Below are 17,873 nucleotides of genomic sequence, written 5' to 3'. Positions count from 1 at the left end.
GAAATTTTTACATGCGTAATTTTAAACTGACTGTATGTGCACTGGCACTGGGTATGATGGCTTCTTCTTCTTTCGTTTACGCCGCAGGCGAAGTAACTCAGGGTACTGTTGAATTCAACGGTGAACTGATTAACGAAACCTGTTCAATTGATGCAGATAGCCAGGCTATCGTTGTAACCCTGCCAACTCTGTCTACCACAACCCTGGCTTCACCAGGTGCTACCGGTGGTTCTAAATTGTTTGATATTAATGTGAGCGGATGCCCAACCGGAACTGACGCAGGAATCACTCAGGTTGCTGCTCACTTTGAAGCAATTGGTGGTACTGGTACCAATGCAACAACTGGTAATCTGACTAACGTTTATAGCGGAACTACCGCGGATCCTGCAGCGGGTAACGTTGAAGTTCGTCTTTACAACTCCAATGAAGAGCCACTGGCTTTAGGCCAGACTGGTGATGCAGCAACTATCAGCAGCACCGGTACTGCTACTATGCGTTACTACGGTGGTTATTATGCCACTGCAGCGACAACCGCTGGTAAAGTAAATGCTAAAGCTCAGTTTACTCTGGCTTACCCATAATAGCCTCTTAGAGCGCTAGCCAGTAAGAGCGGCCGGATCGTAAACACTAACGGTCGCTCTTACCACAAAAGTTAATGAGGTTTTGGGTTTATCAGTGATAAACCTGAGGCCTGAATGGTAATTGATTAAGAGTCTGTCTCTTAGTGGGTAATCGTATGCTTGTTAAAATAGCTTTCTCAGCCCTTATGATGTTATGTCTGGTTGCTAATGGCCAGGCGGCGATGACAATTAGTGGCACGCGTATTATTTTCCCGGGTAATGAAAAAGAACTGAATGTCCGGACGAACAACCGTGGAACTAATGCTTCATTAGTTCAGGTATGGGTTGATGACGGAGATGCTAATGCAGATGTTAACTCGATGAAAGTTCCTTTTATGGTAACTCCACCCGTTTTTCGGGTTGAGCCGGGGAAAGGTCAGAGTGTCAGAATGATTTATAACGGTATGGCGCTGCCTCAGGATAGGGAATCCGTATTCTGGTTCAATATGCTGGAAGTCCCACCGGTTATGAAATCTATGGAAAAGGTTGACCGTCTGGAGCTGGCGTTCAGGACCAGAATTAAAATATTCTATCGGCCGAAAGCCTTGACCAGTTCTGGAGTGGGTGAGGCGGATAAAATTAAGTGGGAAGTTTTAAGCAATGGTGCGGGTATTCGGATCACTAACCCGACACCTTATTATCTCTCATTTGACAGTGCAGAAGTTCAAATCGGTGGTAAATCGGCTGCGTTGAATACGGATATGATCGCACCTTTAGAGAGCAAAGATTTTCTTTTGAAAAATAAGGGTAGCGTAGCTGGCATGACCGGGATGACTTTCCGGTTACTCAATGATTATGGCTCAGCTTATAACGGTAAGCTGAGCGTGACTGGCGGAAAAGGATTGGTTTTACAGCAGAAGAAATAAATCGCGCGGCATAAATGCGCAAAAAGTCGGACAGGGAGAGCGAATGCTCAGTCCGTAAAAAGTGGCGGCAGCCAGCTGGAAAAAGGAGTTTACCAGGTGCATCAATCAGAAATGAGTTTATGCCTAAAACCGAAAAGCACACTGACGTGCGCCTTTTCGTCCAGAAAAATAATAACAACGGTTAAAATTATTTGTGCGGTGGTAGTGGCCCCCGCAGGATGGGCAGCAATGGCAGCACCTCCTGAACTGGCTGTTACAGAACCCGCTGTTATTGAATTTAATCCATCGTTTATGCATGGAGCTGCCGTCGATGTTTCCCGCTATGACAGAGGGAACTATGTGGCACCGGGAAGCTATCCTGTCATTGTTGTTGTAAATAATGAAAATCGGGGAAAGTATACTATTCGTTTTACTGCTTCCTCCGGGGAATCAAGCGCTCATGCCTGTTTCAGTCTGGCAGAAATCGAGCGCATGGGCATCAGGCTGGATGCTGCAGTGCAAAAGAAACTGGAACAACAAACTGGTTCAGAAACCGGTGAATGTCTCAGGTTACAGAATATTATCGCGGGCAGTACCGTTAACTATGACGGTGGCGACTACCTGCTTTCGATTGTTGTACCTCAGGTTAACGTAGTTCATTTTCCTCGCGGTTATATTGATCCTAATACCTGGGATTCAGGTGTCACTGCGGGTTTCCTGGATTATAACGCTAACCTGTATACCCTGAATTCAGGGTCAGGAAATTACAGTGGTCGTAACAGTACCACTTATACCAATAATATTGGGGTACTGGCGGGATTTAACGTTGCGGGATGGCGTCTGAGAAAGCGGCTTAACACTAACTGGTCAAACTACGACGGAATGCACACGCAAAACCTGTTGGGTTATGCGCAGACTGATATCACGCCATTAAAAAGTCAGCTGACGCTGGGGGACAGTAATACCCGCGGCGATGTTTTCGACAGCTTCACGTTACGCGGTGTGCAGTTGCAGAGTGATGATCGGATGTTGCCTGAAGGGATCCGCAATTATGTTCCTGTCCTGCGGGGAAATGCGGAAACTAACGCCAAAATAACAGTCACGCAGCGTGGTCAGGTTATCTATGAAACTACGGTTCCCCCGGGACCTTTTGAACTGACTGATATTGGCGCGATGGGCTATGGCGGTGATTTATTATTGACCGTTACTGAGGCTGACGGACGGCAGCGTAGTCAGAATGTACCGTTTTCGGCCCCGCCAATGCTGCTGCATGAAGGTGTTTCGCAGTTTGGTCTGTCCGTCGGGCAGTTAAGGGACGATGTGCTGCGCAGTTATCCGGAAGTGTTACAGGGTGTCTATCAGTATGGTCTGACCAGTATGTATACCCTGTATGGTGGGCTTCAGGCTTCTGAACACTACCAGGCACTGGCCATCGGAAATGCTTACAATACTCCGTTTGGTGGTGTTTCCCTGGATGGGACCTATGCGCAGAGTGATTTACGTGATGACAAGAAAAAATCAGGCAACAGTTTCAGGATTGGTTACAGCAAATATATTGAACCAACTAATACGGACTTTACGTTAGCAGCCTATCGCTACTCGACGAAGGGGTTTTATACCTTCAGGGAAGCAAGCATTGATCGGTATGGCTCCCGTTACTCTCATTATGAGGCGGATTACCGCACGCGCGAAAGAGTAACGCTGACGATGGGTCAGCGCTTGTGGAATAACGCTTACATTAACGCATCCGGCAGTATTTATAATTACTGGGATGGAAGGCCATCTGCGAAACAGTATTCGTTAAGCTACAACAAATCTGAACGGTATTTTTCCTGGTCGCTTTCAGCTTCTCGTTTGCGTTCTGGCAACAGTAAAGATGTGAACAGTTTCACATTCTCTGTCAATGTGCCATTGGGGTGGAATAATGTTAACAGTAAACCGGTATTCAGCTCGATTTATTCGACTTATACACATGATAATTCCGGTAACTCGTCCCTGCAGGCCAGTGCGAACGGTAGCCAGGGTGACAGAAATGAACTGAATTACGGTGTGGGCACCTCGATGGGGCGCTACAACAAAGGGTCAAGCCAGGAAGGCGTAACTGGGAACGTTAACTATCGCTCGCCTTATGGCCAGGTCGGTATGACGGCATCAATGGACAGTAACTCGACTAAGCAGCTGTCATTGTCGGCCAATGGCAGTCTGGTCGCCCATCGGGGCGGTATGACCCTTGGGCCGCAATTGGGTGACTCTGCGTTTGCCATTATTGATGTGCCGGGTGGAGAAGGCGCTAAAATTCTAAACGGTTACGGGTCGACAATTGACAGCAATGGCTATGCCATCATGCCGTCACTGACCGCTTATCGTCAGAATTCGATTTCGGTGGATGCAAAAGGGCTACCTGACACCGTTGATGTTCTGGAAAGCGAAAGCATTGTTGTTCCAAGGGCTGGTTCTGCAACATTTGTGAGCATGAAAACGATTATCGGTGCGCCTGCCGTAATCACGGTCAGGGATGATAAAGGCGCTTATATGCCAATTGGTACCGAACTGGCCGATAAAGATGGGGTAAGCCAGAGCATCGTTGGGCAGGGTGGACAGGCCTTTATTCGCGGTTGGGATGCTACCAATAATGTGCTGTATGTGATGGGCGACAAGTCAACAGTCTGTCGTGTTCTGCCGGGCAGTAAGTTGCCAGATGCGAAAGACACTAATATGGCTCAGCTGGAGGTCACATGCGCTCATTAAATAAACTTAAACGTCATGCAGTAAGTACTTTGCTTTTTTCTGGGCTTTTGGTTTCGCTCCAGTTAAAAGCGGACACGACCTGCAGCATTAACTGTAATATTGATGTACTTTTTCAGGGCGTTTATAACGATGAGACTTGCAATATAAGCGTCAATAGTGGAACTTATTCAGAGACGGTTTTGTTACCCACGATTAGCACATCAGCGTTGAAAGTCAGTGGTTCCGAGGCCGGAAATAAAAATTTTGACATTACTCTGAAAGATTGTCCGTCCGATCGTATTGTGACCGTTAAGTTTATCAGCAACTTGAGTGCGGCCGATACAGATACAGGAAATCTTACCAACACGACAGGGGCTGAATACAGTGAAAATGTTCAGGTCAGAATTCGTAAAGAAAACGGAACGCAGGTCGTTATTGATGATGCAACCAGCGGACAGGATTATGCTATCCCTTCCGCAGGGGGTGATGTAACACATCAATATACAGCAAGCTACTATGCCAAAGGCAGTGATGCCGTTACGGCAGGAAAATTAAGATCACTTGCTGGCGTTGAGCTTGTTTATAAATAGAATGAAGGGGGTTGGTGCATTGACTGCCAGTAGGTCAGGCGGGGTGCAAATAATATTCAGAAGAAAATCCTTGTGATTTATTGCCAGACGGCAATGAAAATTAAAATTTAATCCTTTAAAGTGCACAGTGAAAGGGACATCATGGCAGCTATTAATAATAGTTCTCAAAAGTTTATTGCAAGAAACCGAGCTCCACGCGTTCAGATTGAATATGATGTGGAAATTTATGGCAGCGAGAAGAAAATTGAACTTCCGTTTGTTATGGGCGTACTGGCCGATCTGTCTGGTAAAGCTCTGGAGCCATTACCACCGGTCGCGGATCGTAAATTCCTGAGTATTGACATCGATAATTTCGATGAACGTATGAAGGCAATGAAACCACGAGTTGCTTTCGCCGTAGCGAACACGCTGACGGGTGAAGGCCAGTTAATGATTGATATGACCTTTGAAAGTATCAATGATTTCTCTCCGGACGAAATTGCTAAAAAAGTTGACTCACTTTCTCAACTGCTGGAAGCCCGCACGCAGCTGGCTAACCTGCAGACTTATATGGACGGCAAAGCCGGTGCAGAAAGTCTGGTTATGAAAGTGCTGAACGATAAAACGCTGCTTAACACTCTGGCTGCAGAACCAAAGCCAAAAAGTGAAGCTGGCAATGTTCCACGGAAAGATTGAGTCAAAAGAAGGGAATCATGTCTATTAAAGTAGAAAATAATAAGCAAGCAGCGGCTGCAACTACCACTTATAGCGATTTTAATTCTTTATTAAATAAAGAATTCAAACCGAAGTCTGACCAGGCAAAAGTTGCTGTTGAAAATGCGGTGAAAACACTGGCCGAGCAGGCTCTGGCCAGCTCTATTACCGTTGCTGACGATGCTTACAAAAACATCGCGAAATTTATCGCTGAGATTGACCGTAAACTGTCAGAGCAGATTAACCTGATCCTACACCATCCGGAGTTTCAGGCTCTGGAAAGCGCCTGGCGTGGTCTGCACTATCTGGTCAATAACACCGAAACCGATGAGAAGCTGAAACTGCGTTTCATGGATATCTCAAAGGACGATTTAAGACGTAACATGAAGCGCTATAAAGGGATCGCCTGGGATCAGAGTCCTTTATTCAAGCAGATTTATGAAGAGGAGTATGGTCAGCTCGGTGGCGAACCTTACGGTTGTCTGGTTGCCGACTACTTCTTTGACCATACTGCGCCAGATGTGGATTTGCTGTCTTCAATTGGTAAAGTTGCTGCTTCTGCGCACGTGCCTTTCATTACCGGCGCATCACCAAACGTGCTGCAGATGGATTCCTGGCAGGAGCTGGCTAACCCACGCGATCTGACCAAAATCTTCACGCAGAACCTGGAATATGCAGCCTGGAACTCACTGCGCCAGTCAGAAGATTCACGCTACATCGGTCTGGCTATGCCACGCTTCCTGGCTCGTCTGCCATACGGCATTCGTACCAACCCGGTTGATCACTTCAACTTTGAAGAGACCACTGACGGCGCAGACCACAGCAAATATGTCTGGTCTAACGCAGCCTATGCGATGGCGGTGAACATCAACCGTTCATTCAAACATTACGGCTGGTGTACGCTGATCCGCGGTGTGGAAAGTGGTGGTGTTGTTGAAGGTCTGCCATGCCATACCTTCCCAACCGACGATGGCGGCATTGATATGAAATGCCCGACGGAAATTGCGATTTCTGACCGTCGTGAAGCTGAACTGGCGAAAAACGGTTTCATTCCGTTGATTCACCGTAAAAACACTGACTATGCGGCCTTTATTGGTGCTCAGTCTCTGCAGAAACCGGCTGAATACTACGACCCCGATGCAACGGCCAACGCCAACCTGTCTGCCCGTCTGCCGTACATGTTCGCCTGTTCGCGCTTCGCTCATTATCTGAAGTGCATCGTGCGTGACAAAATCGGTACCTTCAAAGAGCGCGATGAAATGCAGCGCTGGCTGAACGACTGGGTGATGAACTATGTGGATGGTGACCCGGCTAACTCCTCTTTCGAAACCAAAGCACGTCGTCCTCTGGCTGCGGCTGAAGTTGTGGTTGAAGAAGTGGAAGGCAACCCGGGCTACTATCAGGCGAAATTCTTCCTGCGTCCGCATTTCCAGCTGGAAGGCCTGACTGTTTCACTGCGTATGGTTGCTAAACTGCCTTCGCTGAAAGGCGTTGCGTAATTAAAAAAGGATTATCTGAAGCCCGTTCTTTTATCGGGTAACGGGCTGACGAAAAACCTTTTAAAAGTTATTAGCAGGGAATATTTGCTGTTAACTCAGCAAAGTTCACTGTTTTACCAGGTCGTTACATATACGTGTAACGCTTTCAATAAGTGCTTAATAAGGAAATTATCATGGCACAAGATATGTTCTTAAAAATCGATGGCATCGAAGGTGAATCACTGGATGCTACACATACTAACGAAATTGAAGTTCTTAGCTGGCAGTGGGATGTTGCTCAGCATTCTAATATGCACAGTGGTTCAGGCGGCGGTTCTGGTAAAGCATCTGTTGATGATTTCTGCTTTACTCACTACACCGACAAAGCCAGCCCTAACCTGCTGAGCTACTGCCTTTCCGGTAAGCACATCAAAAACATTACTTTCGTTGTTCGCAAAGCAGGTGGCGATCCGCTGGAATACCTGACCATCAAATTTACTGATGTCATCATTACCCGCGTTGATATGGCCGGTTCTTCAGAAGATGAAACTCGTCCACGCGAACTGGTGAAGTTCTCCTTCACTAAAGTGACCCAGGACTACGTCATGCAGAATTCAGAAGGCTCCAAATCTGGTGTTATCTCTGCAAGCTATGACGTTAAAGCTAACCTGAGCAGCTAATTTGCTTTCAGGTTTGTGAGTAAACTTGCCATCTTTCGGGGTGGCAAGTTTTTCACTCAGTCAGGCTACCAGTTTCGGCAGCGGGAAATTCCGGAAAACCTTTTTCTGGCCAGGTTGCCCGAGGTACAGCAAGATGCAGCAAGTTAGAAAAACAACTAAATATACTGAAAGCGTTATTCGCTACACGATTATTTTATTTTTATCCTTGTTTTTGGTTGGCTGCGGCTTTTCCGCACCAAAAGAAGAGCAAAAATCTGAAAAAATCAAAGTCAGCCTGACCTCGTCAGACGATGTTAACCCTAATGAAAAAGGGGAGGCTGCGCCTTTAAGTATCGCGATTTATGAACTTAAGGCCTTAGATAACTTTGAGAACAGTGATTTTTTCACCATCACAGATAACACCAACCCAGAGTTAAAAGAAGAATCCTCAAAAATTTATGAGGCGATACTGAAACCCGGTGAAACCAGAATAATTACACTTACGCCAGGTAAAGATGCCATTGCTCTGGGGGTAACAGCAGCCTATCGGGAAATTGATAAGGCAGGCTGGAGTGACACGGTTGAACTTTCTGAAAAGCACAAAAAGAAATCCTGGTGGAGAAAGATAGTCCCGGGAGATCCGATAGCATTTAGCGTGCATTTTAACACATTAGCAATCTCGATCGATAAAATGGACTGACCGATGAGAACAAATAAAGTCGTCTGGAGTGAGGGTCTCTTTCTGCGCCCTCAGCTTTTTCAGCAGCAGGAACGCTATTTAGAATATTACGCACATAAACGTGCCGCGACTATTACTCCCTTCTTCTGGGGGTTCGCGCACTATGATATCGATCTGGAAGCTCTCTCTTACGGAAAACTCGTGCTGCGTTCGGGCAGGGGAGTATTACCTGATGGCACGCCGTTTGATATTCCTGGCCATGCTGAGTTGCCTGAACCGTTGACCATCACCCCCGATCACCTCGGTAAGATGATCTATCTGGCGGTGCCGTTGCGTCTGGATAACAGCGACGAAACCATCTTCGATCCTAACGATTATGGTTCGCTGGCTCGTTTTTCTGCTTTTGAAACGGATCTCAGCGACACCAACTCCATCCGTCAGGGACCCAAACCGGTTCAGCTGGCGAAACTGCGCCTGAAGTTGGTGGCAGAAAGCGAAATGACTGAATCCTGGATTGGGTTGCCGCTGACCAGGGTCAGAGCGATTCAGCCGGACGGCAGCGTCCTGCTGCACGTTGAAGACCACATTCCGCCGGTGACCGGTTATGCCGCGAACCATTTGCTGACCGAGTGGCTGACTCACCTCAACGGTCTGGTGAAGATGCGTGCGGAAATGCTGGCCGAACGTCTTTCCAACAGCGATGGTAAAGCCAGTGGCAGTGCGGAAGTGGTGGATTATCTGCTGCTGCAGATCTTCAATAAGTATGAGCCGATACTGGATCACTTAAGAAACATCCCGGAACTGCCGCCTATTATGTTGTATCAGGAGCTGGCGAAGTTTTCCGGCGAGTTGTCGACTTTTATTCGCACTAAAACACGTCGCCCTAAAAGCGCGCCGGGTTATGACCATGCGAGGCTTTATCAGTCAATTCGTCCGCTGGTTGAAGAACTGCACGATCTGCTGAACCAGATCCTGATCCGTGCCGGTCAGATGATTGTTCTGCATGCTAAAGGCAATGGTGTCTGGTCTGCTTCGGTACTGCCAGGAGAACTGCGCTCATTCTCGAACCTGGTGCTGGCGGTTAACGCACAGTTACCAATGGATGTTCTGCAGCAGCAATTCTCGGCACAGGCCAAGATCAGCGCACCGCAACAACTGCATGAATTAGTTCGTTCGCATCTGCCTGGATTGGTTTTACAAGGATTGCCAGTGCCACCACGGCAGATCCCTTATCACTCGGGATATGTCTATTTTGACCTGCTCAAAAGTGGGCCTTTCTGGGAAAAAATTGCCGGAACGGGTGCGCTGGCTCTTCATGTCGCGGGTGATTTCCCGGGACTGAAAATGGAGCTGTGGGGAGTCAGAAATTAATGAGTGAACTAGACCAGCCAAGGGATCTGGAGAGTCCGGACTCGACGCAAATGCCCGATGAAGCGTTAACGCCTCAGGCACTGGGTAAGTTTTTGCTTGATGATCAGGCTGGTTTTGATGTGCCTGGTATCGCAGGGATCGACAGTACTGATGCTTTCGCCATGGGCGTGCGTAGCAATAAAAATGAAGCCTCGTTAAAAAGTGAAGGTGTTCAGCAGCGTGTATTAAAAGTCAAAGCGGCTGATAACCCCCTGCTGGAGGCCGTTCAGCCTCTGCTGCGTGCGTTAAGCGATATGCCTGACAGCATGCAGTCGTCAGAGCACGCTGACGTGTTGAAAAGAAGCCTGAAAAACGAAATCAACCTGTTCAGCGTGGTGTGTGATGAGGTGGAAATCTCATGGAAGAAAATGGCCATCGTGCGCTATTGCATCTGTACCGCACTGGATGAGGCTGCACACACCACCCCATGGGGATTACAGGCGGGCTGGTCACAAAGCAACCTTCTGAACCATTTTGAGGGCGATAACGACGGCGGGAATAAATTCTTCCTGCTGATTGGTCGTCTCTCCATGAACCCACATGAATACGTTGACGTGCTTGAGGTGCTGCTGCGTATTCTGGGGCTGGGGTTCGAAGGACGTTACAGCATTCTTGAAGATGGCGATCGTCAACTGACGAAAATCCGCCAGCGTCTGCTGACCATCATCCAGAGCACCCGGGATTCAATGCCGTCGGCCTTGTCTCCTCACGGGCTGGTTGTGCGGGGCAGTAAGAAGCGAGAGCGCCTGATCATCCCGGTGCGCGTCACTTGCCTGCTGGCTGCTATCCTGGTGGCTTCCACCTATATCTGGTGCAAATACTGGCTCTCGGTCCACGAACTCGACCTGCAAAAACGCATTTATGCCATGCAGCGTCTCAACGTGAGCAAACCACCGGTTGTTGCCCGCCTGCGCCTGGCCATCTTGCTGAAAGAAGAGATCAGAAAACAGCTGGTAAGCGTTGATGAAACTCAGGCTCAGAGCAAGGTAGTTTTCCGCGGCGATTCAATCTTCCTGTCGGGATCGGACAAAATTATCCCAGATATGGAGCCAATTCTTCAGCGCGTGGCAAAAGAAGTTCACCGCGTGAATGGCAAAGTGATCATTGTTGGCCACACCGACTCCACACCCGTTAAAACGAAAGCGTTCCCGAATAACAAAGTGCTGTCAGAAAAACGCGCTGCAGATGTCGCCCGTTATTTCATTGCCGAGGGAATTGATCCGGCAAAAATAACCGTACAGGGCGCTGGAGACAGTCAGCCTGTCAGCAGCAATAAAGACAAGCAAGGGCGTGCGCAGAACAGGCGTGTGGAATTTTTCGTGACTTATTGATGAGTTAACTAATGTTTTATTTAAATAGAATTTTCTCGTTGCGCGTTACAAAGGTCATGATGGTCATCGCCTTCTTCGCGTTGCTGATTGCGGCAATCTGGTTCCTGGGGCCGTTCCTGGGATTCGGTGAGACACGCCCACTTGAAAGCACCGAAGCCCGCGTGATCTTTATTGTGCTGGCGCTGCTCTGCCTGATCGGTCTGTGGTTCAACACCCCGTTCTTCCTGATCACCGTTGCCACCGCTTGCGTGATCGTCTGGGTTATTGGCCCCTATGTGTTCATCGGCGATGGTTACCCACTGGCAGAGATGTCGGCCAGATTTATCGTCATTGGCGTGATCCTTTTCCTGGCGCTGGTGTACGGTGCCTGGAAATTACTGCTGGCGTTGAAAAATAATCCGAAATTACTGGATACCCTTTTCAGCAGTAAAGAAGTCAAAGTCGATACTCAGGTGACCGAAATTAATGCGGTGATCCGTGATGCGGTCAGTTACATCAAAAAAATCCGCAAAAACGTTTCATGGTTCCAGCGTTTTTTCCTGCCTTCGAAATCCCTTAACGATCTTCCCTGGTATATGGTGCTGGGCACAGAAGGGGCTGGAAAAACCTCGGCCATTTTATCTTCAGGCCAAAACTTCCCTCTGCCAGAACAGCTGAACCGGGTCTGTAAAGAGAGCCCGCCAACAGCGAACTGTGAGTGCTGGTTTGCTAATGAAGCGTTATTTATTGATACCGCCGGAAAGTATGTTGATGAAGCACACAGCAGCATGCCTGAGTGGAATGGGATCTTAAAAGCGATCAAAAAATATCGCCCGGTTAAGGCCCTGAACGGCATCATCGTGACCGTTTCTGTCTCTGATGTGATGGGGCGCAGTAAAACTGAGCTTTACGATCTGTCAGCCAAAATTCGTTCGCGCCTGGATGACACGCGCAAGGTACTGGGCGTCCGTTTCCCGGTCTATGTGCTGGTAACCAAGCTGGATCAGCTGACCGGCTTTGCGGAGTATTTCCGTATCCTGACCGAGCAGGAACGTGAGCAGATTTGGGGCGTCACCTTCCCGTATGGCGATGAGATGAAAACCGCCGTGACTGAACTGCGCACGCTGGTCGAATCTGAACTCTCTTTGCTGGAAAATCGCATTGAGAGAAACATGACCATGCGTCAGCAGGAAGAGTACGACAACGCTGACAGAAAGAAAATGTACGCCCTGCCGCAGGACTTCAGAATGCTGACGCAGAGCGTCACGGATATTCTGCAGAACGTGTTCTTTGCTTCGCGTTACGACGAGACTCAAAGCTACACCTCTCTGCGCGGCGTCTATTTCAGCAGCAGTAACCAGCCAGAAAACAGCGTGATGGTGAACAACAGCACGCTGATGCAGAAATGGCGCAACTTTATAAGCAACCGCAGCCCGGATGCTCTGGCTTATTCGGCTTCGCTGCAGGAAGACGCTGACTTCCTGGTTAAGGATGTCTCTTACGGCCGCCAGTATTTTCTTCGCCAGCTGTTCTCCGAAATCATTATTAAAGATGCGGACCTGGTGCGTCACAACCTCCGGGTGGAGTCAAAATATCGCTTCCAGAATTTCTTCGGGCACTGTTTATGTGTGGTGGCGGGCGTACTGCTGCTCAGCGGGCTGTATCACAGCTACCACAATAATGGCGCCTATCTTGAAGCGACGGCAGTTAAAGTGGCCAGGCTGGAAGGCGAAGTGAAAACTTTCGTGAAAACCACCAACGAGAAAATGGTGCCGACCTTACTGAATCTGGCGCAGTTCCTGCCGGAATTTGGTGGACTTAATGTGCAGAACCCGGATATGGAGTACCGGTATGGGCTTTATGTCGGGAAAGATCTGGATCGGGATTCTGACGGCTTGTACCACTTCTTCCTCAGAAGACTGCTGTTCCCGATGATTGAAAGCCAGGCCCATGATGCGCTGCAAAACGCCGTATTCAACAGCGATACGACGGACATTTATAACACGTTGAAGCTGTACCTGATGCTTTCTGGCGAAGGCGTGTATAACCAGGATTACCTGGTTGCCGAAATCACCAAAGCCTGGGACAACTCAGGGAAAATTCTGCCGTATGAAGAGAGAAGCCTGTTTATGGCTCATCTTAATAAACTCTTCAGCCATGAGGACTGGCGCCAGTATGGTCAGCCGATGGACAAGGATTTGATCAAAGAAGCCCGGGATATGCTGAACCGCAATCCGCTCAGCGCGCGTTTGTATGACCGCGTGAAGGCCGCGATGGAGGCAGATGCGCCAGAAAACCTGACGCTGAGTAAAATGACCAATGAAGAAGCCGGCCAGGTGTTTACCGTAGTGAATTCGGATATGGCAGAAAAGGGGGTTCCTGGCCTGTTCACTTACGACGGTTATCATCAGGTTTTTAAAAAAAAACTCAACGGTATTTTACGGGGGCTTGACCAGGAAGATCGCTGGGTAATGGGAAATCCTGAGCCTCTTGCGTCTTTAAAATCGCTGAAAGTGGACCATACTGCCGGGATAATTGACCCGACTAAAGATGCCCTGACCCGGCTTTATCTCAAAGAGTATACCCGGCAGTGGCAGACCTTCCTGCAGAATATCCGCCTGAAGTCTGATGGGTTGGATAACAACAGCATGGGCCTGTCGTTTGATATTTATATGATGCGTACCCTGGTCTCCACTAACTCTCCGCTGATCAATCTGGCGAAGCAGGCGGTAAAAGAGACCACGCTGGCGGCGGATCAGCCTGCCAGCCTGCTCAAAGGGCAGGGCAGCATGGGAATGGGCGTGAACAATACCCAGCTCCTTGATGCGGCCTCAAAACTCAACCTGGCGTTAGCAGCCCACGAAAAGAACATTCTGCGTCAGGGAGTGGATAACTACTTCGCGCCGCTTCGTGAATTCGTTGGCGGGAGCACTGCTAATGGCGGGCTGGCTTCAGGCACCAAGCTGAGCACCATCATGAGCGTACTGAACGATCAGTATACGCAGCTGGTGATTTCCGACAGTGCTATCAGGAATGGCAACCTGCCTACCGTTTCTGATGCCGGTCAGAGGCTGAGTGCAGAATCTGCAGTGTGGCCAGATCCGTTCAAATACATTATCGCTCCCTTGCTGAATGGCGCTTATAAGCGTGTGAATCATCAGGTTGTCAGCAACACCAACAAAACAATCGCCGCCAGTTTAGGTGAAGTTTGTCGTAACACGCTGCAGGGACGCTATCCCTTTGCCGATGTGCCGGAAGAAGTGAGCCTGCGTGATTTTGAGCAATTCTTTGCGGCAGGCGGCGTGGTTGACGATTACTTCAAGAAAAATCTGGCTGATAAAGTGGATACTTCAACCCGGCCATGGCGCTACAAAGGTGACGTCGATACGCAGGATTCTGAGGCGCTGGATGTCTTTGAACAGGCACAGCTTATTCGCAAAGCCTTCTTCCAGAATGGCGGCAGCAAGCTGGGCCTGAACTATACGGCAGCAGTCCCTTACATGTCCCCTTCCATTACCCAGCTGACGCTGAACTTTGATGGCAGCACCATGACTTATTCTCATGGTCCGGTGATGCCGAAATCGTTCGCATGGCCTGGCAGCCGTTCTGAGTCGGTGGTGAATATGAGCACCAAGCCTCGTGTGACGCTGAAAGACAATGGAATGACCAAAACCGGGCCGTGGGCGCTGATGAGATGGCTGGATACGGTGGAAGATATTGAAACATCTGACTCAGGGCAGCCAGTGCTGATCTTTAATATGGACAAACGCCAGGTTAAGGTCGAGGTCACAGGGCTGACTTATAAAGATGAATTGATTATTGACCTGCTGAAGAATTTTTCCTGTCCGGGAAATTTCTGAGCGGCCAGTATTAATTATCAGGAAAGATGAACATGGACGTTTGGATATCTGTAATGGGAGAAACGACAAGAACAAAGTTCAGTTCTTCCCAAAAGAAACAACAAAAAATAACAGATATTCTGTTGGATGAGATTATTCCTCAGATGGAGGCCACGTTAGCGGGCCAGCATCTGAGCGATACACATCCCTGGTGCTTTGTTATGCCGATCAGTTTCGGAAAGAGAAAATATTATTATTTTGGCGCCTTTGTTACCGGCATTAAGTCTTCTGAGACTCAGCCTGTTTTCGCACTTTACAGCCGGGTGTCATACCACTGGCTCCGTGAAAATTTAAAGTCCAGGTTCCATGTGGCCTTTTGGTTATCAAGGATGCTGATCGGTATACAGCGACAGGATGGTGTGGTCAGTGACCGGGCTGCCCTGCAGGACTGGATAAAGTCGCTACGGCGCTCATATTCGCCTTTTTGGGAATCACTGGCAATTAATGAGCAATATAAATTCAGAAACCGGTCGGAGTTACTGCTTTCTGAATTGAGTGAAAGTGAAGAGAAAATAAATAGCGATAATGGGATTGAAATCATGCCATGGAAGGGTTGGCCAGGCTGTATTCAAACGGAAGGGAATGTATGGCTTTGGAGGCAAACCAGGTATGGAAAAATAATCGACTCACAAAAAATCTCACTTCAGGCAGGGAGGCAAACAGAATTTGTCTGTCACTCATAACTTTAATTAATTACCAGGTATTGATATGTCAAGAACTATTACTTTAAGCAGTTCGGCAATGCCTCTTTTGCTGGGCGAGCCAGCTTTAGTTTTAACAAAACTCGAAGGTGAAGAGGCATTCTCAACCTTATATACCTATACCCTGACCGTTAAAACGCCGGCGAATCCGTTGATCCCCTGGCAGTCAGCGTCGAATATCGACATTAAGGCGCTGATCGGCAAAGAGATGACCGTTTCAATGGAACTCGACGGTAACGGGCTTGATGACCTGTTAGGTCTCGGGCAGGGAACCCGTGAAATCTCTGGTCTGGTACAACGGGCACGTTTCCTGGGACGGGATGCGAATCAGGCAATTTTTGAAATTATCCTGAGGCCATGGCTGTATCTGACTGATTTAACATCAGACTTCAAAATTTTCCAACAGAAGACGGTGGTGGAAATTATTGAAGAGGTGTTGTCAGAGTACAACTTCCCGGTTGAGAAACGACTGACGGCCACCTATCCCCAACTGGATTTCCAGGTGCAGTACGGCGAGACAGACTTTAACTTCATCGAGCGTCTGATGGAGGAGTGGGGAATTTACTGGTTCTACGAGCATGCTGAACAGAAGCATAAGCTGGTGCTGGTCGATCATGTTGGTGCGCACAAGCAGTCTGAAAGTGAGGCTTACCACGTTATCCAGTACATGCCGGATACGCCAAAAGCCGATCAGGAATACATCAGTCGCTTTGAGTTCCAGGAAACCATTACTTCCGGTAAGTGGTATACCAACGACTACGATTTTACCAAATCGCGTGCTGATATCTCGGCGATTGACAGCAAGCCGCGTAAAACCAGCTTCAATGAGATGGAGGTGTATCACTGGCCGGGCGATTACGATCAGCCGGATATCGGTGAGCAGTTGGCCAAAATCCGCAGTGAAGAGCGTGGCGCGCTGGGTTCCCGTGCCATAGGGGCGGGTGAGCTGAGAGGTATCGCCTGCGGCATCGATTTCGAGCTGCAGGGTTGCCCGCTGGAGAAAGCCAATCGCGAATACATGGTGATCTCCAGCCGTCTGGAAATTATCGATATTAGCCAGCTGACCGGGTCGGGTGAGTTCAGCTATCACTGTGAATTCACGGTGCAGCCGACAACCAAGATTTACCGTCATCCGCAGCTGGCTATCCGTCCTAAAACCAGCGGCCCGCAAACGGCTGTGGTGGTAGGGCCGCCAGGTGAAGATATCTGGACCGATACTTATGGCCGAATCAAAGTCCGCTTCCTGTGGGATCGCTATGGTCAAAACCGTGAGACGGACTCCTGCTGGATCCGCGTCAGTCAGGCGTGGGCAGGGAACCAATTTGGTGGTATCTGCATTCCTCGCGTGGGCCATGAGGTCATTGTTGATTTTATCAATGGCGATCCCGATCGTCCGCTGGTGTTGGGAACCCTCTACAACAACGTAACCATGCCGCCGTGGGATCTGCCTGAGAACGCCACTCAAAGTGGGCTGATCAGCCGCACAGTAGGCGGCGGACGGACCAACTTTAACGGCATCCAGTTCGAGGATAAGCCAGGCCAGGAATATTACTGGGAGCAGGCTGAACGTGATATGTCGCGCCTGACCAAACGTAATGAAGATCAGGTCATTGGTTTAAATTCGACCACCACAATCGGCGCGTCCAGTACGACTTTTGTCGGTGCAGATGAAAAGACGAATATCATCGGTAACAGTGCTCTGGTTGTGGGATTGGGCTTGGGTATTCAGGTGGGTGGATCGCAGTCTGATAACGTTGCCCTTGCGAAAGGGATAAACGTTGGCGGGGCGTTTGCGACCAACGTCGGGGGAGCTTATACCCTGGCGGTAGGTGGCGCGATGGCTGAGAACGTCGGCGGAGCCTATAACCTTGCGGTTGGCGGACCACACACTAATGCCATTGGCGGGCCTCATACCATGACTGTAGGTGGACCGTTTGTGATGACGGCCGGTGGAGAGATGTGTATCACCGCCCCCAAAATCAAACTGGTGGCTAACCATATCGTTCTGCAGGGCGGCCAGGTTGATTTGAACCCTGGTGACTGCTGCAACGGCGGCGGTGGCGGCGGTGGTGGTGGTGGTGGTGCGGCTGCAATCCCTGGTCTGCCGGGGCTGTCAGCGTTTGGCTTTGTAGGCGTGACATTGCCATTGGAGCCATTACCAACACCGACTATTGAACCGACAACACCGGAACCGACAACACCGGAACCGACAACACCGGAACCAACAACGCCGGAACCAACAACACCGGAACCGACAACGCC

General features: G+C 49.1%; 13 protein-coding genes. All 13 read left to right on the top strand.

Going from position 1 to position 17,873, the window contains the following annotated elements:
• The first annotated feature begins 11 nt into the window (after nucleotides 1-11).
• Nucleotides 12-581 (top strand): fimbrial protein, encoded by a 570-nt coding sequence (locus GSQ70_RS01580; RefSeq protein ID WP_158780623.1) that lies wholly within the window; start codon nucleotides 12-14, stop codon nucleotides 579-581.
• Between the two features lie 155 nt (nucleotides 582-736).
• Entirely contained in the window at nucleotides 737-1,486 is a 750-nt protein-coding gene (locus GSQ70_RS01575; protein ID WP_158780622.1) for a molecular chaperone, read from the top strand.
• A gap of 228 nt (nucleotides 1,487-1,714) precedes the next feature.
• Nucleotides 1,715-4,213 carry a fimbria/pilus outer membrane usher protein gene (locus GSQ70_RS01570; protein ID WP_158780621.1) on the top strand — a complete coding sequence of 833 codons (2,499 nt, stop codon included), beginning with the start codon at nucleotides 1,715-1,717 and terminating at the stop codon, nucleotides 4,211-4,213.
• Nucleotides 4,201-4,782: a fimbrial protein gene (locus GSQ70_RS01565; protein ID WP_158780620.1), complete on the top strand. Its 582-nt coding sequence runs from the start codon at nucleotides 4,201-4,203 to the stop codon at nucleotides 4,780-4,782. The genes GSQ70_RS01570 and GSQ70_RS01565 overlap by 13 nt, the downstream gene beginning before the upstream one ends.
• Nucleotides 4,783-4,923: 141 nt before the next feature.
• A complete protein-coding gene (tssB, locus tag GSQ70_RS01560) occupies nucleotides 4,924-5,457 on the top strand; it encodes a type VI secretion system contractile sheath small subunit (protein WP_158780619.1) in 534 nt (177 codons plus the stop codon).
• A gap of 17 nt (nucleotides 5,458-5,474) precedes the next feature.
• The gene (gene tssC / locus GSQ70_RS01555) at nucleotides 5,475-6,974 is read left to right on the top strand and encodes a type VI secretion system contractile sheath large subunit (protein WP_158780618.1); all 1,500 of its coding nucleotides are present in this window, start codon (nucleotides 5,475-5,477) and stop codon (nucleotides 6,972-6,974) included.
• 173 nt (nucleotides 6,975-7,147) lie between these two features.
• Nucleotides 7,148-7,633 (top strand): Hcp family type VI secretion system effector, encoded by a 486-nt coding sequence (locus GSQ70_RS01550; protein ID WP_158780617.1) that lies wholly within the window; start codon nucleotides 7,148-7,150, stop codon nucleotides 7,631-7,633.
• A gap of 133 nt (nucleotides 7,634-7,766) precedes the next feature.
• Nucleotides 7,767-8,312 (top strand): type VI secretion system lipoprotein TssJ, encoded by a 546-nt coding sequence (gene tssJ / locus GSQ70_RS01545; RefSeq protein WP_158780616.1) that lies wholly within the window; start codon nucleotides 7,767-7,769, stop codon nucleotides 8,310-8,312.
• Nucleotides 8,313-8,315: 3 nt separating this feature from the next.
• The gene (tssK, locus tag GSQ70_RS01540) at nucleotides 8,316-9,662 is read left to right on the top strand and encodes a type VI secretion system baseplate subunit TssK (protein ID WP_158780615.1); all 1,347 of its coding nucleotides are present in this window, start codon (nucleotides 8,316-8,318) and stop codon (nucleotides 9,660-9,662) included.
• On the top strand, nucleotides 9,662-11,032 hold the full coding sequence (tssL, locus tag GSQ70_RS01535; protein ID WP_158780614.1) for a type VI secretion system protein TssL, long form: 1,371 nt from the start codon (nucleotides 9,662-9,664) through the stop codon (nucleotides 11,030-11,032). The genes tssK and tssL overlap by 1 nt, the downstream gene beginning before the upstream one ends.
• An 11-nt stretch (nucleotides 11,033-11,043) precedes the next feature.
• On the top strand, nucleotides 11,044-14,871 hold the full coding sequence (gene tssM, locus GSQ70_RS01530) for a type VI secretion system membrane subunit TssM (protein ID WP_158780613.1): 3,828 nt from the start codon (nucleotides 11,044-11,046) through the stop codon (nucleotides 14,869-14,871).
• Between the two features lie 32 nt (nucleotides 14,872-14,903).
• Nucleotides 14,904-15,593 (top strand): hypothetical protein, encoded by a 690-nt coding sequence (locus tag GSQ70_RS01525; RefSeq protein WP_158780612.1) that lies wholly within the window; start codon nucleotides 14,904-14,906, stop codon nucleotides 15,591-15,593.
• A gap of 58 nt (nucleotides 15,594-15,651) precedes the next feature.
• Nucleotides 15,652-17,873 (top strand): type VI secretion system Vgr family protein (locus tag GSQ70_RS01520; RefSeq protein ID WP_158785167.1); only part of this gene is annotated, 2,222 nt, incomplete at its 3' end.

Origin of the sequence: Pantoea sp. BAV 3049 (assembly GCF_009765445.1) — a bacterium.
Taxonomy (GTDB): Bacteria; Pseudomonadota; Gammaproteobacteria; order Enterobacterales; family Enterobacteriaceae; genus Erwinia.
This window is presented reverse-complemented; position numbering and strand designations above follow the sequence as displayed.

Bases quoted from the DNA above. Each gene is read 5' to 3' on its own strand.
- GSQ70_RS01580 (WP_158780623.1), top strand. From the start codon at position 12: ATGCGTAATTTTAAACTGACTGTATGTGCACTGGCACTGGGTATGATG.
- GSQ70_RS01575 (WP_158780622.1), top strand. From the start codon at position 737: ATGCTTGTTAAAATAGCTTTCTCAGCCCTTATGATGTTATGTCTGGTT.
- GSQ70_RS01570 (WP_158780621.1), top strand. From the start codon at position 1,715: ATGGCAGCACCTCCTGAACTGGCTGTTACAGAACCCGCTGTTATTGAA.
- GSQ70_RS01565 (WP_158780620.1), top strand. From the start codon at position 4,201: ATGCGCTCATTAAATAAACTTAAACGTCATGCAGTAAGTACTTTGCTT.
- tssB (WP_158780619.1), top strand. From the start codon at position 4,924: ATGGCAGCTATTAATAATAGTTCTCAAAAGTTTATTGCAAGAAACCGA.
- tssC (WP_158780618.1), top strand. From the start codon at position 5,475: ATGTCTATTAAAGTAGAAAATAATAAGCAAGCAGCGGCTGCAACTACC.
- GSQ70_RS01550 (WP_158780617.1), top strand. From the start codon at position 7,148: ATGGCACAAGATATGTTCTTAAAAATCGATGGCATCGAAGGTGAATCA.
- tssJ (WP_158780616.1), top strand. From the start codon at position 7,767: ATGCAGCAAGTTAGAAAAACAACTAAATATACTGAAAGCGTTATTCGC.
- tssK (WP_158780615.1), top strand. From the start codon at position 8,316: ATGAGAACAAATAAAGTCGTCTGGAGTGAGGGTCTCTTTCTGCGCCCT.
- tssL (WP_158780614.1), top strand. From the start codon at position 9,662: ATGAGTGAACTAGACCAGCCAAGGGATCTGGAGAGTCCGGACTCGACG.
- tssM (WP_158780613.1), top strand. From the start codon at position 11,044: ATGTTTTATTTAAATAGAATTTTCTCGTTGCGCGTTACAAAGGTCATG.
- GSQ70_RS01525 (WP_158780612.1), top strand. From the start codon at position 14,904: ATGGACGTTTGGATATCTGTAATGGGAGAAACGACAAGAACAAAGTTC.